Genomic DNA, 21248 nt, shown 5'->3' on the forward strand with positions numbered 1-21248 from the left:
CGCATCAAGGTCATCAAACGCATGGCCTACGGCTACCGCGATGATGCCTATTTCTTCCTCAAGATCCGGGCGGCCTTCCCCGGAGTTGGGAGATGAACCCAAAAAAACCCCGCGGGCCAGGGGAGGGGCGCGCGGGGTTCGTCAGGCCGGCTTCCTTGGGGAGGATGGTGCCGGCCCCCCGACGGCGCGATGCATTGCGCCGTCTCCTGTCGCCGTCACGGCGATACGTCTGCTTAGTGCGGACGGCGCGGGGAAAGTTCAAGGGCTTCGTTCATCCACCAGACAGCCCGGCGGCACGCCGCCTACAATGGGAATCCGCCACTGGAGAACGCCATGCTGCCGCGCTGGATCTGCCTGCTCGCGCTGTGCCTCGCCCTGCCCGCGTCGGCCGCCGAGCTGCGCATCGATCTCGGCCGTGGAGTGGCGCCCCTGGAGACCGCCCGACTGCTGCAGCGCGCCGACGCGCGCGAGGTGGCGGTCCCGGACGACGTGGCCTACCACCGCGCAATGCGCTACCGCGCCGTGCCGCTGGCGGACCTGCTGCCCGGGCTGGCTCCGGGCGACCACCTGCAGTTTGTCGCCGCCGACGGCTTCACCGCCGAGATTCCGGCCGCGCTGATCCTGGACCGCCGGGGCGCACGGGCCTGGCTGGCGGTGGAGGACCCGGCCCACCCCTGGCCTGTCCTGCCCGGCGGCGACAGGAGCGCCGGCCCGTTCTACCTGGTGTGGACCGATCCGCAGGCCGCCGGGGTCGGACCGGAACAGTGGCCCTACCAGCTTGCCGCGATCCGCCGGCTGCAGGGCGTGGACGCGCGCTTCCCGGCCGTCGTCCCCGCCACTGCGGCGGCGGCGGCCGTGCAGCACGGCTTCGCGGTGTTCAAGCGCACCTGCTTCGCCTGCCACACCATGAACGGCGAGGGCGACGCCACGCTGGGGCCGGACCTCAACCTCCCGCACAACCCCACCGAATACCTATCCGCCAAGCTGTTGCGCGCCTTCATCCGCGACCCGCAGTCGCTGCACCGCTGGCCGCAGGCGAAGATGCACGGCTTTCCCACGCAGAAGGAGTTGTCGGACACCGATCTCGATGCCGTGCTGGCCTACCTGCACTACATGGCCGGGCACAAGGCGGTGCACTGAGCCCCCGTTCACGATCTCCGAGCACTTCGCGTCGGCCTCAACCTGGCGCTGCATCCGGCGTCACCAGTTCCGCCAACCGGGCGTCGCGCGCGGCCGGACCGAGTTTCGCCAGCGCGCGCACCGAGGCATAGAACGCCGGCCACTGCCGCCCGCCCTGCCGGAACAGCAGGGCGAAGGCGGGCGTCCACTGGTCGTACAGCCCGAACGGCAGCAGCCGCGCGTTGTTGATCGGCCCGGCCACCCAGGCGTCGTAGCGGCGGTCCCCCGGCCAATGCGCGTCGCGCCATCGCGCGTAGCGCTGGCGGAAGGCCTCGATCTCGCGCTGCTTGCCGGCCGCCATCGCCTCCGCGTCGGCGCCGGTGGCGTACAAGGCCTTCAGGCGTTCGCGCAGGTCCAGCACCAGCCGGGTGAAGCCGTCCGCCATCGCTTGCGCCTTGTCGTCGCCAGGCGGCAGGCCGCGTGCGGCACGCCATTCGCGCAGCCCCTCGGCCTGCACGAAGCTGGCGAAGGATTCGTTGAACGCGGTATCGCCCTTCACGTAGATCAACTGGTGCGCCAGCTCGTGGAAGATCGTGCCGGCCAGCTCGTCGTCGTCCCAGCGCAGCATGCTGGACAGCACCGGGTCGGCGAACCAGCCCAGCGTGGAATACGCCGGCACGCCGCCCACCCACACGTCGTCGCCCTGCGCGCGCAGGCGCGCCGCGTCGGCCTCGGCCTTCGCCTCGCTGAACCAGCCCCGGTAGGCCACGCAGCCAGCGAACGGGAAGCAGTGCGTGACCGCCTGCACCGAGAAGCGCGGCGTGGCGAACACGTTCCACACCACGTAGGGGCGATGCAGGTCGACGTAGTAGGTGTAGCTGCGGTTGTCGGGCAGCCCCAGCCGCTGCGAGGCAAAGCGGCGCGCCTGTCGCGCCAGCTCCAGCCGCGCGGCCAGGGCGGGCGTGGTGGACGGATCGCGCAGCACCCTGGCGATCGGGCGCCGGTGCAGCAGCAGCGCGCCTTCGCCGTGCGTGACGTGCGCGTAGTAGCGCAGGCTGGCGCAGGCCGACAGCACGCCGAGCGAGCCCGCGAGCGCGGCCAGCCTGAGCATGCCCGCGAGATGCGTCGATGGGCGGCGGATCATGCCGCCATTGTGCCGGACTCAGTGTCCGTGGCGATGCCTGTCGCCGCCGTGCCAGGAGCCGCCATGGCCGCGGTCGTGCCCGTGCCAGGCACCGCCTCGGCCATGCCAGCGGCCATCGCGATGCCAATCGTGGCCGCGGTAATAGCGATGGCCGCCATACCAGACGCCACCGACGGTCACGCCCGGCGCCCAGCAGCAGCCGTAGCCATACGGGTAGGGATACGCGTCGTAGCTTCGGTAGACCACCGTCGGCCCCTGGCCGTAGTAAGCGGCGCCCGCATAGCCGTTGCCGCGCACGTAGCTGTAGTCCGGGCTGACGTAGCAGCCGGACAGCAGGGACGTGGCGCCAAGGACGGCCACGCCGGCGAGCAGGCGTTTCAAAGCCGGTCGTTTCATGACGCTTCCTCCGCATCAGTGCGCCCCGGAAACACGGAGCGCGTGCGGCCCATGCCGGCGCCGCGGCCGGTACGGGCGATGCCTGTACGCAGACCGGACGTCGCGTTCGCGCGCGACAACCATGAGACCGCCGGCGCCGCGGCATGTTCCCGACGCAGCGCCCCGGGGTTCAGTTCTTGCTGCGCTTGCCTTCCTCGCCGCGCGCATGGGCGAAGTCGATGCCGTGCGGCGCGTCGCCCGGGCTGCCCGCATGCGAAGGCAGCGCGGCATCCGGGTCGGCGTGCGGGTGCGCCTGCTCGGCGGCGCCGGGCCAGGACGGCCCCTGCTGCACGCGTTCGCGCTTGGCCTCCAGCAATGCCTGGATCTGCGCCACTGCCTGCTCCTGGGTGATGTGGGCCGGTGGTGCGGCCCGCTTCGCGACTGGAGCCTTCTTTGCCGTGGTCGTCCTTGCAGGCGCCTGGCGCGCAACCGGCTGCTTCGCCGCGACCCTCTTCGCAGCGGCTTTCTTCAACGCGGACTTTTTCGCAGGCGCTGTGCGGGCGGCGGGCTTCTTCGCCGTCACGTTCTTCGCCGCTGCTTTCTTCGCGGGCGCCCTGCGGGCAACGGCCTTCTTCGCGGCCGGCTTGCGGCTGGCGTCCGCCTTCCTGGCCGCGACCTTCTTCGCGACGGCTTTCTTCGCGGCCGACTTGCGCGGCGCCGCCTTCTTCGCGGCAGCCTTGCGGGCCGGCTTGCGCGCGGTGGATTTCTTCGTGACCGACTTGCGGGCGGCAGTCTTCTTCGCGGCCGCGGTCTTTGCGGCCGGCTTGCGGGTGGCGGTCTTGCGTGCGCCGGTTTTCCTGGCCGAGGATTGCTTCGCGGCCGACTTGCGGGTCGTTGCCATGCGTACGTACTCCTGCGGTTGACGGGCGCTCAGCGGAGCGCCTGATTTCGGACCGGCGGGCACTCGCGTGCCTGCCGCGCGCCCAGTATGGGCACGCCCATCATGACTCGCCCGTGAGCGCGTGTCTTGTGCCCCGCGCTCACCATCGCGGCTGCGACAGCGCACCGATGAAATACGGCAGCACGCGCGGGTTCACCAGCAGCGTGAACACCACGCCGTAGGCCGCGCCCCACAGGTGCGCGCTGTGGTTGATGTGGTCCTGCCCGCGCCGGTCCATGTAGATCGAATAGGCCGTGTACAGCACCGCGTAGACGATCGCCGGCATCGGCACCACCAGCACCAAGATGCGCGACCACGGCGCCAGCAGGATGTAGCCGAACAGCACCGCCGATACCGCGCCCGACGCGCCGAGGCTATGGTAGTTCGGGTTGTTCCGGTTCTTCAGGTAGGTCGGCAGGATCGAGACCACCAGCCCGCCCAGGTAGAACAGCGCGAAGCCGAACATGCCGCCCAGCGCGCCGTCGTAGAACGGTGCCATCGCACGGCCGAAGAAGAACAGCGTAAGCATGTTGAACAGCAGGTGGGTGCCGTCGGCGTGCACCAGTCCGTAGGTGAGCAGGCGGTAGTACTCGTGCTTGCGCGCGACCGCCGGCGGCCACAGGATCAGGTCGTCCATCACGCGGCGGTTGTTGAACGCGATGAAGGAGACCACGCAGGTGACCGCGAGGATCAGGATCAACACGAGCGACATATGGCAATTCCGACCATGGCTGTGAATCGTCCATCTTCGCGTTCACGCCTGCGCTTGTCGACCGCTAGAATGCCTGATCCCCACGCGGCCATGGCCGCCTTCGAAGCGCATGAATCCCACCCGCTACCTGCACCTGGACGTGTTCGCCGCCCGCCACGGCGGCGGCAACCACCTGGGCGTGGTCACCGACGCGCGCGGCTGGAGCGCCGCGCGGATGCAGCGCTTCGCGCGCTGGACCAACCTGGTCGAGACCACCTTCCTGCTGCCGCCGGACGATCCGCGCGCCGGCTACAGGGTGCGCATCTTCACCCCGCACAAGGAGATCCCCTTCGCCGGGCATCCCAGCGTGGGCAGCGCGCACGCCGTGCTCGAGTGCGGCCTCGCCACACCGGTCGACGGCCTGCTGTGGCAGGAATGCGGCGCCGGCGTGCTGCCGATCCGCGTGGAGGGCGCCGGCGGCGACCGCCGCCTGTTGCTGCAGTCGCCCGGCGAACGCGTGCTGCGGACCGGCCGCGACGCCCATCCCCTGCTCGCCGCCGCGCTGGGCGGCATCGGCCCCGGCACGCTGCCGCCCGCGCTGGTCGACGGCGGCCGCCGCTGGTGGCTGGCCGAGGTGGACGGCGAGGCGGCGCTGCGCGCCTGGCAACCCGACCACAGCGCCATCGGCGCGCTGGCGCACGCCAGCGACAGCATGGGCCTGTGCGCCTTCGCACGCAGCGCGGACCCGGCCTACCAACTGGTGGTGCGCGCCTTCCCGGCCGGCGTGGGCATCGTCGAGGACCCCGCCTCCGGCGCCGCCAACGGCTTGATCGCGGCGTACATCGCCCAGGCCGAGCCGCACGGCCCGCTGGCCCGCGGCTACACCGTGAGCCAGGGCCGCGAGATCGGCCACGACGCGCAACTGGTCGCCCGCGTCGTCGACGGCACCGTGTGGATCGGCGGCCGCACCCACACCATCGTCGACGGCGCGCTGGCCTGGGCCGACCCGTGAGCGCCGACGCGCAGATCCTGGTCGACGCCGACGCGTGCCCGGCCGTGATCAAGGAGATCCTGTTCCGCGCCGCCGAGCGCGAACAGGTGAGGGTGACCCTGGTGGCGAACCAGTACCTGCGCACGCCGCCGTCGCGCTTCGTCCGCGCCGTGCAGGTGCCGGGCGGCTTCGACGTGGCCGACCACGAGATCGCGCGCCGGGTGGCCCCGGGCGACCTGGTGGTGACGCAGGACATCCCGCTGGCCGCCGCGGTGATCGACAAGGGCGCGCTGGCGATCGACCCGCGCGGCGAGCTGCACACGCCCGAGACCATCGCCCAGCGCCTGGGCATGCGCAACTTCATGGACGAACTGCGCGGCGCCGGCGTCGACACCGGCGGCCACGCGCCCTTCCACGCCCGCGACCGGCAGGCCTTCGCCAACCAGCTCGACCGCTGGCTGACGCGCCGGCGGCAGGCGCGCCGGGGCGCCGCGCCCTAATCCCGCTCGTCCAGCCGCGCGCGCCGCGCGGCCACCTGCGACAGCACCGACCAGTCCACGTCCTCGTCGCCCGCGGCCAGCGCCTCCAGCAGGCTGTCGCGCAGCACGCCGGCGAACGGCAGCGGCACGCGCACGGCTTCGGCGGCCGCCTGGGCCAGCGCGATGTCCTTGTAGCCCAGCGGCAGCGCGAAGCCGGCCGGCTTGAAGCGGTTCTCGGCGATCAGCCGGCCATAGCCCTGGTAGGCCGGCGCCGCGAACAGCGTGCTCGTCATCAGTTCGAGGAAGCCGGCCGCGTCCACGCCGTGCGCGCGCACCAGCGCGCAGGCCTCGGCCATGCTCTCGATGGCCGCGCCGAGCATGAAGTTGCCCGCCAGCTTCGCCGCGTTCGCGCGCTCCGGCGCCTCGCCCAGCGGCCAAACGCGGCTGCCCATCGCCTCCAGCAGCGGACGTACGTGCTCGATCGCCTGCGCCGCGCCCGCAGCGAGGATGTTGAGCTTGCCGGCGGCGGCCACGTCCGGCCGGCCGAACACCGGCGCGGCGACGTAGCCCAACCCGCGTCGCGCATGCGCCGCGGCCAGTTCCCGCGCCAGCGCCACCGAGATCGTGGCGTGGTTGGCGTGTACCGCCCCGGGCGCCATCGCGCCGAGCACGCCGCCATCGAGGATCACCGCGCGCACCGCGGCATCGTTCGCCAGCATGCTCAACACGGCGTCGCCGCGCGCCGCGTCCGCGGGCTCCCGTACCACCGCGGCACCCAGCGCCGCCAGCGGCTGTGTAGCCGCGGACGAACGGTTCCACACCGTGACGTCATGGCCCGCCTTGAGCAGGTTCGCTGCCATCGCGCCGCCCATGGCGCCGAGGCCGAGGAATCCGACTTTCATACTTGTGCTCCCGTATCGATCCGGCGTGCATTGAACCATCGCGGGCATTCGGCGCAGGCGAAGCGGCGCGGTCACGCCACCTCGCCCGCCGCGTGGCCCGAGGCCCACGCCCACTGGAAGTTGTAGCCGCCCAGCCAGCCGGTGACGTCCACCACCTCGCCGATGAAATACAGGCCGGGCACGAGCTTCGACTGCATTGTGCTGGAGGAGAGCCCGTCGGTGTCCACGCCACCCAGGGTGACTTCGGCGGTGCGGTAGCCTTCGGTGCCGCTGGCGGTGACCGGCCAGTCGTGCAACTGGCGGCCGACCTCGCGCAGTTCGGGCTCGCGGTACTGGCGCATCGGACGGCTGTCGAACCATCGTTCGCACAGGCGTTGCGCGAGCCGCTTCGGCAGGACGTCGGCCAGCACGTTCTTCAATTCGGCGGCCGGCCGTGCGGCGCGTTGCGCCGGCAGCCAGTCGTCCAGGTTCGCATCCGGCGCGAGGTCGAGGCGCAAATCGTCGCCCGGCCGCCAGTATGAGGAAATCTGCAGGATCGCCGGCCCGCTGATGCCCCGGTGGGTGAACAGCATGCCGGCGCGGAAGGCCTGCCGCCCGGCGCGCGCCTCCACCGCCGGCAGGGCCACGCCGGCAAGGTCCTGGTAATGCTCCTGGTGCTTGCCGCTCAGGGTGAGCGGCACCAGTCCCGCGCGCACGGGCAGTACGGCATGGCCGAACTGGCGCGCCAGCTCGTAGCCGAAGCCGGTGGCACCCATGCTGGGAATCGACAGCCCGCCCGTGGCCACCACCAGCGACTGCGCGTGCACCTCGCCGTGCGCGGTGAGCACGCCGAAGCCTTCCTCCGTCCGGCGCACGCGCTGCACCACGCAGGACGTCTCCACCCGCGCGCCGACGGCGGCGCATTCGTCCAGCAGCAGGCGCACGATCTGCTTGGAGGAGTCGTCGCAGAACAGCTGGCCCGCTTCCTTCTCGTGGTACGCGATGCGGTGCTTCTCCACCAGCGCGACGAAATCGGCCGGCGTGTAGCGCGCCAGCGCCGACTTGGCGAAGTGCGGGTTGGCGGAAAGGTAGTTCGCCGGCGTGACGCCGAGGTGGGTGAAGTTGCAGCGACCGCCGCCGGACATCAGGATCTTCTTGCCTGGCTTGTTGGCGTGGTCGACCACCAGCACGCGGCGCCCGCGCCGTCCCGCCGCGATCGCGCACATCAGGCCCGCGGCGCCGGCGCCGACGATCAGCACATCCGTTTTCAAGATTTCATCATCCGTCTGACACTCTGCCGCGCTCGTCATCCCGGCGCAGGCCGGAATCCAGTAGCGACTGCGCCTGCTCAAGCCATGGCGTTGCCGGATCCCGGCCTGCGCCGGGATGACGAGCATAAAGGCGCGCATTATCGCCCAGCCGCTTCGCTTACACTTTCGCCTCATTCTTCCGCGAGCTGCCGCCATGCCCTCCTTCGACGTGATCTCCGAAGTCGACAAGCACGAACTCACCAACGCCGTGGACCAGGCCAACCGCGAGCTGGCCAACCGCTTCGACTTCAAGGGCACCGACGCGAAGTTCGAGCTGGACAAGTTCGTGATCACCCTGGCCGCGCCCAGCGAGTTCCAGCTGCAGCAGATGCTGGACATCCTGCGCGGCCGGCTGACCTCGCGGAAGATCGACATCCGTGCGCTGGACGTGGCCGAGCCGGAGACCAACCTCGCCGGCGCGCGGCAGAAGATCACCGTGAAGCAGGGCATCGAGCAGCCGGTGGCGAAGAAGCTGGTGGCGGAGCTGAAGGCCGCCAGGTTGAAGGTCGAGGCGCAGATCAACGGCGACAAGCTGCGCGTCACCGGCAAGAAGCGCGACGACCTGCAGCTGGCGATGGCGGTGCTGCGCAAGGCCGACGCCGACGTGCCGCTGCAGTTCGACAACCTACGCGATTGAACGCTCCCGGCGCGGCTCAGCCGCCGAGCCCGCCCACCACGCTCACGCTGATCGCCAGGATGAACACGTTGAAGAAGAACGCCACCACGCTGTGCAGCAGCGTGAGATGGCGCATCGGCCGGCTGCAGACGCTCACGTCCGAGGTCTGGAAGCACATGCCGATCACGAACGAGAAGTACACGAAGTCCCAGTAGTCGGGCTTGTCGGTGGAAGGAAAGTCCAGCCCGCCGCACAGGCGGTCGTCATCGCCGTAGTAGCTGTGCGCGTAATGCAGCGCGAAGGTGATGTTCATGAACAGCCACGACAGCACCACGCTGATCGCCGCCACGCCCACCGCCGCCACGCCGCCGTGCTTGGACGCGTGCAGCTCGGTGGCCAGCGCCACCAGCACCACCAGCGACACGATCACCGCCACCGCCAGCGTGGCGCGCCGGCCGGTGTCCTGCAGGCGCGCCTGCCGCCCCAGGTGTTCGCTGTTGGAGCGCCTGAACATGCGCGCCAGCGCCACCAGGTAGAGCAGCGCGCCGAGGTCGAAGCCCAGCAGCACCGCCGAGGCCGGCCGCATGCCGACCAGCTTCAGCAGCACCGTGGCCAGCACGAACACCGCGGTGCAGGTGCTCAGCCGCGGGCGCACGCGGATGAAATACAGCGGTCGCCAGCGCCATCGCGGCTTCGCCGGGGGCCGGGTTTCGGGAGGCGTAGCCATGCGGCGGCGGATCAGGCGCGCAGGTCGTCGTATTCCGGATGCCGCTGCATCCAGGCGATCGCATAGGAGCAGGCCGGTACCACCTTCCAGCCTTCGGCGCGGGCCGTGTCGAGCGCCGTGCGCACCAGCGCGCCGGCCAGCCCCCGCCCGCCCACCGCTTCCGGCACGCCGGTGTGGGTGATCGTCATCACGCCGCCGGCGAGGCGGTAGTCCAGCTCGCACAGCGAACCTTCCACGCGGGTCTCGAAACGGTGCGCGGCGCGGTCGTGCTGGATCTCGGGCGTCATGGGAGGTTCCGTAACGGGGCACATGGCCGGCCAGCATACGCCCGGTTTCCGGAAAACGCTCGTGAAGCGGAGGCCATCCGCCTTTCGCGCAGCTTGAACGAGCACCGGACCACGCTGCGTCCACTTCAACGAGCAGGGGAACCTCGATGACCATCCGATCCGCATCCGCCGTCTGGCAAGGCGGCCTGAAGGAGGGCAAGGGCAGCATCTCCACCCAGACCGGGGTGCTGCGCGACGCACCCTACGGCTTCCGCTCGCGCTTCGAGAGCGGCCCCGGCACCAACCCCGAGGAACTGCTGGGCGCGGCCCATGCCGGCTGCTACTCGATGGCGCTGGCGCTGGGCCTGGAAAGCGCCGGCGTCACCGCCGAGCGCATCGAGACCCGCGCCGATGTGACGCTGGAGAAGGACGATGCCGGCTTCACCATCACCGCCGTGCACCTGACCTGCCGCGCCCGCGTGCCGCGCATCGACATGGCGATGTTCGAGCAGATCGCCCAGGCGACCAAGCAGCACTGCCCGGTGTCCAAGGTGCTGCGGGCGCACATCACGCTGGACGCCAGCCTGGACGGCTAGGCGCGCCGGCCCGGGACCGGCACCACGGCCCGCTTCAACCCGCCGCCTGCAACCGGTGCGGCCCGTCCAGCGCCAGCGCCCGGCGCCGGCGTACCGCCTGCGTCAGGCGCTCCAGCACGCGCACGGATTCGTCCCAGCCCAGGCAACCGTCGGTGATGCTCTGGCCGTAGGCCAGCGGCTGGCCGGGCACCAGGTCCTGGCGCCCGCCGTGCAGGTGGCTTTCCACCATCACGCCGACGATGCGCCGCTCGCCCGCCTCGACCTGCCCCGCGATGTCGGCCGCCACGCGCGGCTGGTTCTCCGGCTTCTTGCCGCTGTTGGCGTGGCTGGCGTCGATCATCACCCGCGGCGCCAGCCCGGCCATGCCGATCGCGGCGCAGGCGGACGCCACGCTGGCGGCGTCGTAGTTCGGCGCCTTGCCGCCGCGCAGGATCACGTGACAGTCCTCGTTGCCCGCGGTGGCGGCGATGGCGGTGCGGCCGTCCTTGGTCACGGCCATGAAATGGTGCGGATGCGACGCCGCCTGCACCGCATCCACTGCGATGCGCACGTTGCCGTCGGTGCCGTTCTTGAAGCCCACCGGGCAGGACAGCCCCGAGGCCAGCTCGCGGTGCACCTGGCTCTCGGTGGTGCGCGCGCCGATCGCGCCCCAGGCCACCAGGTCGGCGATGTACTGCGGGGTGATCATGTCGAGGAATTCGCAGCCGGCCGGCAGGCCCAGCGCGTTGACGTCGCACAGCAGGCGCCGCGCCGTGCGCAGGCCCAGGTCGATGCGGCAGCTGCCGTCCAGGCCGGGATCATTGATCAGCCCCTTCCAGCCCACCGTGGTGCGCGGCTTCTCGAAGTACACGCGCATCACGATCTCCAGCGCGTCGGCATGGCGCGCGCGCTCCGCGGCCAGCCGCCCGGCGTACTCCAGCGCCGCGCGCGGGTCGTGGATCGAGCACGGACCGATCACCACCGCCAGGCGGTCGTCGCGTCCGTGCAGGATGTGGTGCAGCGCGCGGCGCGAGTCCGCCACGGTGGCGAGTGCGCGGTCGGTCGGCGCGTGCTCGCGCATCACCTCGGCGGGGGTGGGCAATTCCCTGATCTCGCGGATGCGCAGATCGTCGGTGTGGCTGGACACGATGGACTCCTTGGATGATTTCCGGCGGCCAACAAAAAAGCCGCCAGGGTGGCTGGCGGCTTTCGAGGGATGCTGTGTGATCTTGGTTCTAGGATCGCGCGCCACTCTCCGCCGCCGGCATCGGAAAGCCATAAAACCAGAAGTAGTAGCGGCGGGAGGCGAGGATCATGTTTCTACAAATAGCACGGCGACGGCCGCGTGCAAAGTCCGGTTTGGCATGACGGCATCCGGTTTTCCCCTTCTCCCCGCCGGGGAGAGGGAGAAAGGCCCTGAGATTGACAGCGCGGCCGGTTTCGCTAACGTCCCGGCTGGATATCCAGGGAAGCACTCCATCGGTGGCGACACTCATTCCGACCCGCAACAGCTGCCTGCCGCGGATGACCGGCGGCGAGAAACGTGTCTCCGAGCGGCTGGAACAGAAGCTGGAAGACGACTACCTGCTCTGGTACGACGTGCCGATCGGCCTGAAGCAGCGCCAGCCGGACTTCGTGGTGTTCCACCCCCGCCGCGGCCTGCTGGTGCTGGAGGTGAAGGACTGGAAGGCCGACACCATCCGCCACGCCGACACGACCCAGTTCACCCTGGTCACCGAGCGCGGCCTGGCGAAGGAGACCAATCCGCTGCTGCAGGCGCGCGCCTACGCGCTGGAGATCGGCGTGGTGCTGGAGCGCGACCCGGCGCTGCGCCACCCGGACGGCCACCGCCACGCCGGCAAGCTGGTCATGCCCTGGGCCTGGGGCGTGGTGCTGGCCAACATCACCCGCAAGCAGTTCGTCGAGGGCGGCCTGGCCGCGGTGATCCCCGACCACCTGGCGATCTGCCGCGACGAGCTGTACGAGACGGTGGACGCCGAGGCGTTCCAGGAACGGCTGTGGGCGATGTTCCCGCACGTGTTCCCGGTGGCGCTGACCCTGCCGCAGATCGACCGCGTGCGCTGGCACCTGTTCCCCGAGCTGCGGGTGGAGCCGGGCAGCGGCCAGTTCGGCCTGTTCAGGGCCGCGGACAAGGCGGACGCGCGCGCGCTGGAGATCCCCGACCTGGTCAAGGTGATGGACGCCCAGCAGGAACTGCTCGCCCGCTCGCTGGGCGACGAGCACCGCGTCATCCACGGCGTGGCCGGCTCGGGAAAGACCATGATCCTGGGCTTCCGCGCGATGCACCTGGCGCGTGCGCTGCACAAGCCGATCCTGGTGCTCTGCTACAACAAGACACTGGCCGCGCGGCTGGAGCAGCTGATCGGCGAGCGCGGCCTGTCCGACAAGGTGCAGGTGTACAACTTCCACCGCTGGTGCCGGCAGATGCTCGCCGCCTACCACGTGCCGCTGCCGCCCGGCGGCGGCAAGGGCTTCGTCGATGCGCTGCCGCCGGCGATCATGGCCGCGGTGGAGCGCGGGCAGATCCCGCGCTTCCAGTACGGCGCCGTGCTGGTGGACGAAGGCCACGACTTCGAGCCGGACTGGTACCGGCTGATCGTGCAGATGATCGACCCCGACACCAACTCGCTGCTGGTGCTGTACGACGACGCGCAGAACATCTACGGCCAGGCCAACCGCAAGCGGGTGAGCTGGAAGAGCCTGGGCGTGCAGGCGCAGGGCCGCACCACCATCCTCAGGCTCAACTATCGCAACACGCTGGAGATCCTCGCCGTGGCGCGCGGCTTCGCCAGCGAACTGCTGGCCGGGCGCGCGGACGACGACGACGGCGTGCCGCTGGTCGCCCCCGAGAGCGCCGGCCGCCGCGGCCCGCTGCCGGAACTGGTCCGTACCGACACCGCTGCCGCCCAGCTCGAGGTGCTGATCGCCCGGCTGCGCGACGAGCACGCGCACGGCCGCCCGTACGGCGACATGGCGGTGCTCTACCGCAACCAGTGGGAAGGCGAAAAGCTGCACGAGGCGCTGCGTCGCGAAGGCATCCCCGGCCGCCTCGCCGAGGGCGACGGCAAGCGCACCCTGTTCGTGGTGGAGGACAGCGTGAAGCTGCTCACCATGCACTCCAGCAAGGGGCTGGAATTCCCCTTCGTGATCATCCCCGGCCTCGGCTCGCTGCCCAAGGACGGCAAGAGCGAGGCGGACGAGGCGCGCCTGCTCTACGTGGCGATGACCCGCGCCACCGAGCGGCTGCTGCTGATCCACCACGACGACTCGGTGTTCAGCAAGCGCATCCGCGATTCGATCAACGAGGTGCAGGCACAGCTGGCGCCGCATTGAGGCGCTAGACTGCGCCGACTTCACGTACGGGAATCCAGCCATGCGCCGCCTGTTGTTCACCGCCACGTTCGCCCTCGCCGCCTCGGCCTTCGCGCTGCAAGCACCAGCCGGCACGGATGGCCTGGCGTCATTGCAGAAGATCGATCGCACCGTGGGCACCGGCACGGTGGCCCGCGACGGCGACGTGGTGCGCGTGGACTACACCGGCTGGCTGTACGACGCCGGCGCGAAGGACCACCACGGCAAGCAGTTCGACAGCTCCTACGACAACGGCCAGCCGATCAGCTTCACGCTGGGCGCGGGCCAGGTGATCGAGGGCTGGGACCAGGGCATCCGCGGCATGCACGTGGGCGGCCGGCGCACCCTGGTCATCCCCGCGCGGCTGGCCTACGGCGACCGCGGCGCGGGCGAGGACATCCCGCCCGGCGCCACCCTGGTGTTCGACGTGGTGCTGCTGGGCGTGAACTGACCCGGTCAGGCGCCGTGCCGGCGCCGGCTGTCGGCGGGCGCCTGTCCGCGCTCGGCCATGCCATAGTCGCGCAGCACCCCGGCCACGCGCAGGCGGTAGTCCCGGAACACGCGCCGGCGCCCCTCCTGCTGCGCCATCCGGTGGGCCTCCAGCTCGCGCCAGGCCGCCACCGCCCGCTCGTCGCGCCAGAACGACAGCGACAGCAGCTTGCCCGGCTCGGACAGGCTTTCGAAGCGCTCGATCGACACGAAGCCGTCGATGCCGTCCAGCAGCGGTCGCAGCCCGGCGGCGAGGTCCAGGTAATCCTGCCGGCAGCCGTCCGCCGGCAGCACCTCGAAGATCACCGCGATCATCGCTGCCCGTCCTCCACCGTGCCGATGAAGGCGGCCACGCTCCGGTAGAGCGAGCGCCGGTTGCGCTCCAGGTGCATGACGTGGGTGCCGTGGTCGATGCGCAGGCGCCACTTCAGCGGGCTGGCGGTGAACCGCGCCAGGAACGTGGCGGCCCGCGCGTCGTCCACCACCGTGTCGTGGTCGCCGTACACCACGAAGACCGGCGCCGCGACCTTCGCGGGATCGTAGGGATAGTCGCCATGCTCCGCCGCCGCGATGTCCGCCACCGGCCCCGCCGGGATGCGCAACGCGCCCGGCGCGTCGCCCGGCACGTGCGGCACCGAGGCGTCGAACGCCGCGGTCCAGCGCTGCGTCACCGCCGGTTCCAGCAGCACCACGCCCTTCGGCAGCACGCGCTCGAAGCGCAGCTGCCGGTAGCGCTGCCGCGCGGTGATGGTCCACCACGCGTCGGTGATCGGCGCGTCGTCGTCGCGGCTGGGCACCACCGGCCCGAACAGGGTGAGCGAGGCCAGCGCCTGCGGATGGCTTGCCGCGTACGTCGCGGCCGGGATCGTGCCCCAGGAGTGCGCGACCAGGTGGACCGTCGCCATGCCGCGCCGCGTGCGCAGGTAGTCGACGGCCCGCGCGATTTCCCGCGCCGCCTCCGGCGCGCGCGTCACCGGCGGCGCCGCCCCGGCCGCGCCGACCATCGCCGGCGGGCGGCTGGAATTGCCGAAGCCGAGGAAATCCAGTCCGCAGGCGAGATAGCCGCGCCGCGCCATGAACGCCAGCCAGGAATCCCCCGGCGCGAACTCGAAGCCGCTGGCCAGCCCGGTGGGAAAACTGGCGCCGTGCACGAACAGCGCGGCGTGGCGCGTGGCCTGTGGCGGCGCCACGCAATGCAGCGCCAGGCGCTGGCCGGGCTGCCCGGCGGGCAGGTAGACGGTGTTCGCCTGCAGGTCCGCCGTGGAAACGGCGGACGCCAGGCCGAGAGCAAGCAACAGCGACATGCGGTGACCTCGTCGGGGAATTCGAGGCCATCCTGCCGGGCCTGGCGCGCCCTCGTTTCGACGTGCGGCGAAACAACGGTGCGCCTGGATGTGCGCAACGCAGCTACGAACTGCACGACAGCATCGAGCAGCCCGGCTTGTCCCTGGCCCAGTCGGGCCGGCGGCGCGCGAAGGCTTCGCGCCCGGGCTGGTCGTCGTACGGACGGCGCAACACGTCCAGCAGCTCGTGGATGCCGGCGCAATCGCCCTGCTCCGCCCGCTCGATGACCTGCTGCGCGAGATAGTTGCGCAGCACGTAGCGCGGGTTCGCCGCACGCATGCGGGTGCGGCGTTCTTCCGCCGGCAGCGGGTCGTCGATGAGGCGCGCGGCATAGCGCTGCAGCCAGTCGCGCAGGGCCCGCTCGGCAGCGCGCCGCTTCGCGTCGTCGTAGAACGCCTCGTGCAGGGCATCCAACGCGGGCGCGGCAGGGTCGAGATCGGCCAGGCCGCGGAACCACAGCGTCATGTCCACCTCGGCTTGCCGCATCAGCGCATGCAGGGACTGCATCAGCGCCACGTCCTCGTCGCGGCATGCGGCGAGGCCCAGCTTGGCTGCGACGTTGGCGCGGTCGGCCGCGGCCCAGGCGGCGGCATAGCGGTCCAGCCCCGCCTGCAGCGGCGCGGTGTCGCCGAACAGCGGCGCCTGCGCGCCGGCCAGGCGCGCGAGGTTCCACCACGCCACGTCCGGCTGCTGGCCGTAGCGGTAGCGGCGGCGGTACGCATCGGTGGTGTTGGGCGTCCACTCGGGGTCGAAGTCGTCGATCCAGCCGTAGGGGCCGTAGTCCAGCGTGAGCCCCAGGATGGACATGTTGTCGGTGTTCATCACCCCGTGCACGAAACCCACCCGCATCCAGCCCGCGACCATCGCGGCGGTGCGCTCGCAGACTTCGCCGAACCAGTCGCCGTACAGCGGTTCGCCCTGCCCGCGCAGGTGCGGGAAATCGCGCCGGATGGTGAAGTCGGCCAGCTGCCGCAGCAGCACGGTGTCGTTGCGCGAGGACGGCAACTCGAAGCTGCCGAAGCGGATGAACGAAGGCGCCGCGCGACAGACGATGGCGCCCGGCTCCTCGCGCGGATGGCCGTCGTAGCGCGGGTCGCGCACCACGCCTTCGCCGGTGGCGAGCAGGCACAGCGCGCGCGTGGTGGGGATGCCGAGGTGGTGCATCGCCTCGCTGCACAGGAACTCGCGGATCGACGAGCGCAGCACGGCGCGGCCGTCCGCTCCGCGCGAATACGGCGTCGGGCCGGCGCCCTTCAGTTGCAGTTCCCAGCGCCGGCCCGCGGCGTCCACCACCTCGCCCAGCGAGATCGCGCGGCCGTCGCCCAGTTGCCCGGCCCAGACGCCGAACTGGTGGCCGCCGTAGTTCGCGGCCCAGGGCTGCATGCCCGGGGACAGGGCGTTGCCGCCGAAGACCCGGGCAAAGTCCCCGCCGGCCAGCTCGCCCGGGCCGAGGCCGAGGGCGGCGGCCAGTTCGTCCGACCAGGCCAGCACGCGGGGCGCGGGCACCGGCGTGGGCTCGACGCGCGAGTACAGCGCGCCATGCACCTGGCGCAGGCGCGGCCCGGTTTCCGGGTCGCCGGGCAGTTCGCGCAGGAAGGCGTTGTCGAAGGGCGGCAGGGGCATGGGATCACGTCGGTGGCTGGGATTCGGGTGTGCAGAGGGCGTCCGGACGCCCTTCTTTCACGCCCCCTTCACACGGGCAAAAAAGTTGATACAGTTCACATCGTGGCGGCACAGGGGCCGCCCGGAGCAACTCACGATGCATACGCTACATGGCCGTTCCATGCTGGTGCGTGGAATGCACATGGTGGCAGGGATGCTCTCCAACATCGCGGCCCAGGAAGCCGCAACCGCCCCGCGCTCGGCACCGTCGTTCCAGCTGGTGTCGTGGCAGCCGGGCGCCCACTCGCGCCGCGAGGACGAACTGGCCCGCAGTCGCGGGAACCTCGACCGCACGCGGCCCGCCTGAGCCGTCCGGCTCAGGCGAAGATCCGCGCGGCCTCGTCGGCCTGCAGCGCCCGCCACTGGCCGGGCGCGAGGCCGTCCAGTCCCAGCGCGCCGATCGCCGCGCGATGCAGCGTTTCCACCCGGTTGCCGGTGGCCGCGAACATGCGCCGCACCTGGTGGTAGCGCCCCTCGGTGACAGCCAGGCGCACGTGGCGCGGGCCGAGCACCTCCAGCCGCGCCGGCGCCAGCGGCGTGGTCTCGGATTCCAGCAGCAGCGTGCCGCTGGCGAACAACCCGCCCTCGTGGCCTTTCAGGTCCCCGGCCAGGGTCGCCTCGTACAGCTTGGTCACCTGCGCCTTCGGCGCGATGATCCGGTGCAGCAGGGCGCCGTCGTCGGTGAGCAGCAGCAGGCCGGAGGTGTCGCGGTCGAGCCGGCCCACCGTGGACAGCGCGGGCTCGCGACGGCGGTAGCGCGGCGGCAGCAGGTCGTACACCAGCCGGCCCGCGTCCTTGCGCGAACAGGTGTAGCCGACCGGCTTGTGCAGCATCAGCAGCAGGCCGGGCGGCGGGTCCAGGGGTTCACCGTCGACGCGGATGCGCTCGTGCGGCAGCTTGTCGTCGGCGTACAGCACCTCGCCGTCGGCGTCGGTGATGCGCCCCTCGCGGAACATCCAGGCCACTTCCTTGCGGCTGCCGTAGCCGAGGTTGGCGATCAGCTTCACCAGCTTCATGCATGCACCCCGCCCGCCTCGATCACCTTGAAGCCATCCTGCACCGCCACCGCACGCACCGTGCCGAAGCGCGCCGCCAGCGTGGCCTCGTAGGGCAGGTGCCGGTTGGCCACCAGCCACAGCCGCCCGTGCGGCAACAGCGCGTCGGCCGCCGCCGCGATGAAGGCGCGCCCCAGCGCGGGCAGGTCGGCGCGCCCCTGGTGGAACGGCGGGTTGCTGACGATGGCGTCGTAGCGTCGCGGCAGGCCACGCGTGACGTCGTGCCAGTGCACGCCCACCGCGATGTCGCGGCCGCTGCTGCGCGTCGCGTTCGCCATGTTCGCGCGCGCCGGCTCCAGCGCGCGCGCCTCGGCCTCGTACAGGTCGACGGCGGTCACCGCCGGGCAGCGCGCCACCAGCTGCGTGGACAGGTAGCCGTAGCCGGCGCCGAGGTCGGCCACGCGGCCATGCAGGTCGGGCGGCAACCGCGAAGCCAGCAGCGCGGACGCGGCATCGATGCGGTCCCAGGCGAACAGGCCGGGACGGCTGAGCAGGCCGGGCGCGATCTCGCGCGGCGCGTCCAGCGCCTGCCAGGCGTCGAACAGGGCCGCGTCCATGCGGGCGCCGGCCACCACCCAGAACACGCGGCACTTGTGCTTGGACATGCTGCGCACCGGCCCGGCCAGCCGGGCCAGCTCGGCCTCGGCCGACTTCGCGCCTTCGGCATTGGGCACCGCGGCCAGCACCACCCCGCCCGGCGCGGCGCGGCGCATCGCCTCGGCAAACAGCGCACGCGCCTCGTCGCGCTGGCGCGGCGGCAACAGCAGCACCAGCGGGAAGGTCTCGCCGTCGGCCGGCTCGCCTACGCGCAGGCCGCTGCGCTCCAGTTGTTCGGCGAACGGCTTGAAGCCTTGCACGCACAGCCAGCCGGGTTGCGCCATCTCGCGCAGGCGGAAGCCGTCGCGCGCACGCAGGAACAACGCGCGCCCGCCCGCCGGCAGGCGCAGTTCGCCGTCGGCGAACGGCACGAACAGGGCATCCAGTGCCGCGTCGGGCGCAGGGGCGGAGAAACCGGTGGCAGTCACGGGGCTCACGGCAGGCGGGACGGGCCGCCATTGTACGAAGGCCGGCCACGCCCGGCTGCGTGGCCGGCCTGCAAGCGTGTCGCGGTCAGGCGTTGCCCTGCCCCATCCGCGCGATCCAGCGGTACAGCACCACCACGCAGGCCACGAAGGCGATGCCGCCGATCCAGATCGCCGGGGTCGCGAAGCCTTCGCCCACCACGGCCAGCGGCGACTGGTTGCCGGAGACGGCCACGATGGCCGCCACGACCACGCCGAGCAGGCTCTCGCCCACGATCAGGCCCGAGGCCAGCAGCACGCCGAGCTGCTTGGTCGGCTCGGGCTTCGGGCCGCGGTCCGCGCGCCGGTCGAACCAGGCGCCGACCAGCGCGCCCACCACCACCATCAGCGTGGTCGAGGTGGGCAGGTAGATGCCCAGGCCCACCGCCAGCGGCGGCAGGCGTATCGACTTCGTGGTCTTGCAGAGGATTTCGTCCACCACGATCAGAGCCACGCCGATGGCGCCGCCGATGGTGATCAGGCTCCAGTCGATGTTGCCGGTGATCACGCCCTGCGCCAGCGCCGAGATCAGCCCGGCCTGCGGCGCCGGCAACGCGCGCGCGGGATCGACGCCGGGCGCGCCGAGGAAGCCGTAGGCCTGGTTGAGCAGGTCCAGCACCGGCGGGATCACCACCGCACCGGCGATCACGCCGACCACCAGCGCCCACTGCTGCAGCGACGGCGTGGCGTCGACCAGTTGGCCGGTCTTGAGGTCCTGCAGGTTGTTGTTGGCGATCGAGGCCACCGCGAACACGATCGCGGTGACGAACAGCGCGAACGCGACCAGCGCCTTGCCCGCCTCGGCCGGCAGCATCGACTTCACGCCCAGCACCAGCAGCAGCGCGGCGATGATCACCACCAGGATGCCCACGCCCGACAGCGGGCTGTTGGACGAACCGATCAGGCCGGCCATGTAGCCGCACACCGCCGAGACCAGGAAGCTCAGGATGATCACGAACAGCACGCCGCCGACCACCAGCAGGGCGGTGTGCGAGCCCAGCCCGCTGACGCTGCTGAAGTGGCCCAGCAGCCACGCGACCGGGACCAGGCACAGCAGCGTGATCAGCCCGACCATGCCGATCGGCATGTCGTGCTCGGTACGCGGCAGCGTGTGCAACTGGCCGCTCTTGCGCGCGCGCGAGGCGCGCATCGCGCCGGCGAGACCGCCGATCACCGGCTTCACCAGCTTGGCCAGGGTCCAGATCGCCGCCACGCCGATGGTGCCGGCGCCCACGAAGCGCACGTAATGGCTCCATGCGCCCTGCGCCACGTCGGCCACCGCGCCGCCGGTCGCCGGGTGCAGCAGCAGGAAGTGCGGCACCGCCCAGCCCCAGCCGATGATCGCACCCGCCAGCATCGCCACGCCCACCCACAGGCCCACGAGATGGCCCACCGCGAACAGCGCGAACGACAGGCTGAAGTCGAAGCCGGTGGCCGCGCCCCTGTCGCCGACGCGGAAGTAGCTGGACACCGCGGCGGCGAACAGCCTGGTCTGCACGATCACGTAGAACACCGCCGAGACGATCGACCCGGTGACCACCGCCTTCAGCCCTGCGCCGCCCGATTCCACCGACTCCGCCGCGGCCTGTTCGTCGCCCGACCCAACCTTCAGCACCTCGGCGCAGGCCACGCCTTCCGGGTACGGAAGGTCCGAATCCGTGACCAGCGCGCGGCGCAGCGGGATGGTGTACATCACGCCGAGGACGCCGCCGGTGGCGCAGATGCCGAACGACATCCAGAACGGGAAGCCGTTCCACCAGCCGATGATGATCAGGCCCGGCAGCACGAAGATGATCGCGGACAGCGTGCCCGCGGCCGAGGCCACCGTCTGCACGATGTTGTTTTCCTGCACGGTGGAGTTCTTCATCGCCCGCAGGATCGCCATCGAGATCACCGCGGCGGGGATCGAGGTGGCGAAGGTCAGGCCGGCCTTCAGGCCGAAGAACACGTTGGCCGCGGTGAACACCACGGTGATCACGATGCCTATGATCAGGCCGCGGATCGTCAGCTCGGTGCGCGGAGACGCGTCGGGTCGAAGTTGTGTGTTCACGGACTTGGGGCTCCCTGAAAGGTTCGTACCGCCGATCGGACGTCAAGATAACGTGTAACGGGCGCGTGGTGGGGCTTTTGCTGCTGACAGCAGGCTGTCAG

23 protein-coding genes are annotated in these 21248 nt (G+C 71.2%); 8 read left to right on the forward strand and 15 right to left on the reverse strand.

All coding sequences use genetic code 11. The features are described 5' to 3' along the window. The first annotated feature begins 333 nt into the window (after positions 1-333). Complete coding sequence (locus tag QMK61_RS03050) at positions 334-1140, forward strand: cytochrome c (RefSeq protein WP_302070328.1); 807 nt, start codon at positions 334-336, stop codon at positions 1138-1140. 37 nt (positions 1141-1177) lie between these two features. Here the strand turns inward: QMK61_RS03050 and QMK61_RS03055 are convergent, their stop codons facing one another. The 4 genes from QMK61_RS03055 to QMK61_RS03070 form a co-directional block, all read right to left on the reverse strand. After that, the gene (locus QMK61_RS03055; RefSeq protein WP_302070745.1) at positions 1178-2230 is read right to left on the reverse strand and encodes an aminopeptidase; all 1053 of its coding nucleotides are present in this window, start codon (positions 2228-2230) and stop codon (positions 1178-1180) included. A gap of 51 nt (positions 2231-2281) precedes the next feature. Beyond that, positions 2282-2659, reverse strand: a complete 378-nt coding sequence (locus tag QMK61_RS03060) for a hypothetical protein (protein ID WP_302070329.1) — start codon at positions 2657-2659, stop codon at positions 2282-2284. 169 nt (positions 2660-2828) lie between these two features. Next, positions 2829-3539, reverse strand: coding sequence for a histone H1-like repetitive region-containing protein (locus tag QMK61_RS03065; RefSeq protein ID WP_302070330.1), 711 nt, complete (start codon positions 3537-3539; stop codon positions 2829-2831). Positions 3540-3678: 139 nt separating this feature from the next. Further along, complete coding sequence (locus tag QMK61_RS03070; RefSeq protein ID WP_302070331.1) at positions 3679-4290, reverse strand: rhomboid family intramembrane serine protease; 612 nt, start codon at positions 4288-4290, stop codon at positions 3679-3681. 109 nt (positions 4291-4399) lie between these two features. Here QMK61_RS03070 and QMK61_RS03075 point away from each other — a divergent pair, with 109 nt between their 5' ends. Both QMK61_RS03075 and QMK61_RS03080 read left to right on the forward strand, forming a co-directional pair. Beyond that, complete coding sequence (locus QMK61_RS03075) at positions 4400-5281, forward strand: PhzF family phenazine biosynthesis protein (RefSeq protein ID WP_302070332.1); 882 nt, start codon at positions 4400-4402, stop codon at positions 5279-5281. Next, positions 5278-5760, forward strand: coding sequence for a YaiI/YqxD family protein (locus QMK61_RS03080; protein ID WP_302070333.1), 483 nt, complete (start codon positions 5278-5280; stop codon positions 5758-5760). The genes QMK61_RS03075 and QMK61_RS03080 overlap by 4 nt, the downstream gene beginning before the upstream one ends. Here QMK61_RS03080 and QMK61_RS03085 read toward each other — a convergent pair. Both QMK61_RS03085 and QMK61_RS03090 read right to left on the reverse strand, forming a co-directional pair. Then, positions 5757-6641, reverse strand: coding sequence for an NAD(P)-dependent oxidoreductase (locus tag QMK61_RS03085; RefSeq protein WP_302070334.1), 885 nt, complete (start codon positions 6639-6641; stop codon positions 5757-5759). The two genes, QMK61_RS03080 and QMK61_RS03085, sit on opposite strands and share 4 nt — an antisense overlap. Positions 6642-6712: 71 nt before the next feature. Next, positions 6713-7891, reverse strand: coding sequence for an NAD(P)/FAD-dependent oxidoreductase (locus tag QMK61_RS03090; protein WP_302070335.1), 1179 nt, complete (start codon positions 7889-7891; stop codon positions 6713-6715). A gap of 193 nt (positions 7892-8084) precedes the next feature. Here QMK61_RS03090 and QMK61_RS03095 point away from each other — a divergent pair, with 193 nt between their 5' ends. Beyond that, positions 8085-8567: a YajQ family cyclic di-GMP-binding protein gene (locus tag QMK61_RS03095; RefSeq protein WP_302070336.1), complete on the forward strand. Its 483-nt coding sequence runs from the start codon at positions 8085-8087 to the stop codon at positions 8565-8567. Between the two features lie 16 nt (positions 8568-8583). Here QMK61_RS03095 and QMK61_RS03100 read toward each other — a convergent pair whose 3' ends face one another. Both QMK61_RS03100 and QMK61_RS03105 read right to left on the reverse strand, forming a co-directional pair. Further along, the gene (locus QMK61_RS03100; protein WP_302070337.1) at positions 8584-9273 is read right to left on the reverse strand and encodes a DUF1345 domain-containing protein; all 690 of its coding nucleotides are present in this window, start codon (positions 9271-9273) and stop codon (positions 8584-8586) included. 11 nt (positions 9274-9284) lie between these two features. After that, positions 9285-9560 (reverse strand): GNAT family N-acetyltransferase, encoded by a 276-nt coding sequence (locus tag QMK61_RS03105; protein WP_302070338.1) that lies wholly within the window; start codon positions 9558-9560, stop codon positions 9285-9287. 146 nt (positions 9561-9706) lie between these two features. Between QMK61_RS03105 and QMK61_RS03110 the strand changes: the two genes are divergently transcribed. Then, the gene (locus QMK61_RS03110) at positions 9707-10135 is read left to right on the forward strand and encodes an OsmC family protein (protein ID WP_302070339.1); all 429 of its coding nucleotides are present in this window, start codon (positions 9707-9709) and stop codon (positions 10133-10135) included. Positions 10136-10169: 34 nt separating this feature from the next. Here the strand turns inward: QMK61_RS03110 and QMK61_RS03115 are convergent, their stop codons facing one another. Further along, on the reverse strand, positions 10170-11261 hold the full coding sequence (locus QMK61_RS03115; protein WP_302070340.1) for a 3-deoxy-7-phosphoheptulonate synthase: 1092 nt from the start codon (positions 11259-11261) through the stop codon (positions 10170-10172). Positions 11262-11596: 335 nt separating this feature from the next. Here QMK61_RS03115 and QMK61_RS03120 point away from each other — a divergent pair, with 335 nt between their 5' ends. Together QMK61_RS03120 and QMK61_RS03125 are read left to right on the forward strand one after the other, a co-directional pair. Then, positions 11597-13468, forward strand: a complete 1872-nt coding sequence (locus QMK61_RS03120; protein WP_302070341.1) for a 3'-5' exonuclease — start codon at positions 11597-11599, stop codon at positions 13466-13468. A 40-nt stretch (positions 13469-13508) separates the two neighbouring features. Next, a complete protein-coding gene (locus QMK61_RS03125; protein ID WP_302070343.1) occupies positions 13509-13937 on the forward strand; it encodes an FKBP-type peptidyl-prolyl cis-trans isomerase in 429 nt (142 codons plus the stop codon). 5 nt (positions 13938-13942) lie between these two features. On the opposite strand, the gene QMK61_RS03130 is transcribed toward QMK61_RS03125, so the two are convergent. The 3 genes from QMK61_RS03130 to QMK61_RS03140 all read right to left on the reverse strand — a co-directional run bounded on the left by QMK61_RS03130 (position 13943) and on the right by QMK61_RS03140 (position 16942). After that, positions 13943-14290, reverse strand: a complete 348-nt coding sequence (locus tag QMK61_RS03130; protein ID WP_302070345.1) for an antibiotic biosynthesis monooxygenase — start codon at positions 14288-14290, stop codon at positions 13943-13945. After that, entirely contained in the window at positions 14287-15279 is a 993-nt protein-coding gene (locus QMK61_RS03135) for an alpha/beta fold hydrolase (protein WP_302070346.1), read from the reverse strand. Before QMK61_RS03135 ends, QMK61_RS03130 begins: the two co-directional genes overlap by 4 nt. A gap of 103 nt (positions 15280-15382) precedes the next feature. Beyond that, positions 15383-16942, reverse strand: coding sequence for a protein adenylyltransferase SelO (locus QMK61_RS03140; RefSeq protein ID WP_302070348.1), 1560 nt, complete (start codon positions 16940-16942; stop codon positions 15383-15385). A gap of 136 nt (positions 16943-17078) precedes the next feature. Here QMK61_RS03140 and QMK61_RS03145 point away from each other — a divergent pair, with 136 nt between their 5' ends. After that, positions 17079-17288 (forward strand): hypothetical protein, encoded by a 210-nt coding sequence (locus QMK61_RS03145; protein ID WP_302070349.1) that lies wholly within the window; start codon positions 17079-17081, stop codon positions 17286-17288. A gap of 10 nt (positions 17289-17298) precedes the next feature. On the opposite strand, the gene QMK61_RS03150 is transcribed toward QMK61_RS03145, so the two are convergent. From QMK61_RS03150 to QMK61_RS03160, 3 genes are all read right to left on the reverse strand, one after another. Continuing rightward, positions 17299-17997 (reverse strand): 16S rRNA pseudouridine(516) synthase, encoded by a 699-nt coding sequence (locus QMK61_RS03150; protein WP_302070351.1) that lies wholly within the window; start codon positions 17995-17997, stop codon positions 17299-17301. Further along, a complete protein-coding gene (locus QMK61_RS03155) occupies positions 17994-19061 on the reverse strand; it encodes a class I SAM-dependent methyltransferase (protein ID WP_302070353.1) in 1068 nt (355 codons plus the stop codon). The genes QMK61_RS03150 and QMK61_RS03155 overlap by 4 nt, the downstream gene beginning before the upstream one ends. Positions 19062-19146: 85 nt before the next feature. Continuing rightward, complete coding sequence (locus tag QMK61_RS03160) at positions 19147-21147, reverse strand: oligopeptide transporter, OPT family (RefSeq protein ID WP_302070355.1); 2001 nt, start codon at positions 21145-21147, stop codon at positions 19147-19149. Positions 21148-21248: the final 101 nt, after the last annotated feature.

The sequence above is a fragment of the Fulvimonas sp. R45 genome (assembly GCF_030504985.1).
Taxonomy (GTDB): domain Bacteria; phylum Pseudomonadota; class Gammaproteobacteria; order Xanthomonadales; family Rhodanobacteraceae; genus Rhodanobacter_A.

Excerpts from the sequence above, each read along its gene's own strand:
- QMK61_RS03050 (WP_302070328.1), top strand. The coding sequence starts at position 334 with ATGCTGCCGCGCTGGATCTGCCTGCTCGCGCTGTGCCTCGCCCTGCCC.
- QMK61_RS03055 (WP_302070745.1), bottom strand. The coding sequence starts at position 2,230 with ATGCTCAGGCTGGCCGCGCTCGCGGGCTCGCTCGGCGTGCTGTCGGCC.
- QMK61_RS03060 (WP_302070329.1), bottom strand. The coding sequence starts at position 2,659 with ATGAAACGACCGGCTTTGAAACGCCTGCTCGCCGGCGTGGCCGTCCTT.
- QMK61_RS03065 (WP_302070330.1), bottom strand. The coding sequence starts at position 3,539 with ATGGCAACGACCCGCAAGTCGGCCGCGAAGCAATCCTCGGCCAGGAAA.
- QMK61_RS03070 (WP_302070331.1), bottom strand. The coding sequence starts at position 4,290 with ATGTCGCTCGTGTTGATCCTGATCCTCGCGGTCACCTGCGTGGTCTCC.
- QMK61_RS03075 (WP_302070332.1), top strand. The coding sequence starts at position 4,400 with ATGAATCCCACCCGCTACCTGCACCTGGACGTGTTCGCCGCCCGCCAC.
- QMK61_RS03085 (WP_302070334.1), bottom strand. The coding sequence starts at position 6,641 with ATGAAAGTCGGATTCCTCGGCCTCGGCGCCATGGGCGGCGCGATGGCA.
- QMK61_RS03095 (WP_302070336.1), top strand. The coding sequence starts at position 8,085 with ATGCCCTCCTTCGACGTGATCTCCGAAGTCGACAAGCACGAACTCACC.
- QMK61_RS03100 (WP_302070337.1), bottom strand. The coding sequence starts at position 9,273 with ATGGCTACGCCTCCCGAAACCCGGCCCCCGGCGAAGCCGCGATGGCGC.
- QMK61_RS03105 (WP_302070338.1), bottom strand. The coding sequence starts at position 9,560 with ATGACGCCCGAGATCCAGCACGACCGCGCCGCGCACCGTTTCGAGACC.
- QMK61_RS03110 (WP_302070339.1), top strand. The coding sequence starts at position 9,707 with ATGACCATCCGATCCGCATCCGCCGTCTGGCAAGGCGGCCTGAAGGAG.
- QMK61_RS03125 (WP_302070343.1), top strand. The coding sequence starts at position 13,509 with ATGCGCCGCCTGTTGTTCACCGCCACGTTCGCCCTCGCCGCCTCGGCC.
- QMK61_RS03130 (WP_302070345.1), bottom strand. The coding sequence starts at position 14,290 with ATGATCGCGGTGATCTTCGAGGTGCTGCCGGCGGACGGCTGCCGGCAG.
- QMK61_RS03135 (WP_302070346.1), bottom strand. The coding sequence starts at position 15,279 with ATGTCGCTGTTGCTTGCTCTCGGCCTGGCGTCCGCCGTTTCCACGGCG.
- QMK61_RS03140 (WP_302070348.1), bottom strand. The coding sequence starts at position 16,942 with ATGCCCCTGCCGCCCTTCGACAACGCCTTCCTGCGCGAACTGCCCGGC.
- QMK61_RS03145 (WP_302070349.1), top strand. The coding sequence starts at position 17,079 with ATGCATACGCTACATGGCCGTTCCATGCTGGTGCGTGGAATGCACATG.
- QMK61_RS03150 (WP_302070351.1), bottom strand. The coding sequence starts at position 17,997 with ATGAAGCTGGTGAAGCTGATCGCCAACCTCGGCTACGGCAGCCGCAAG.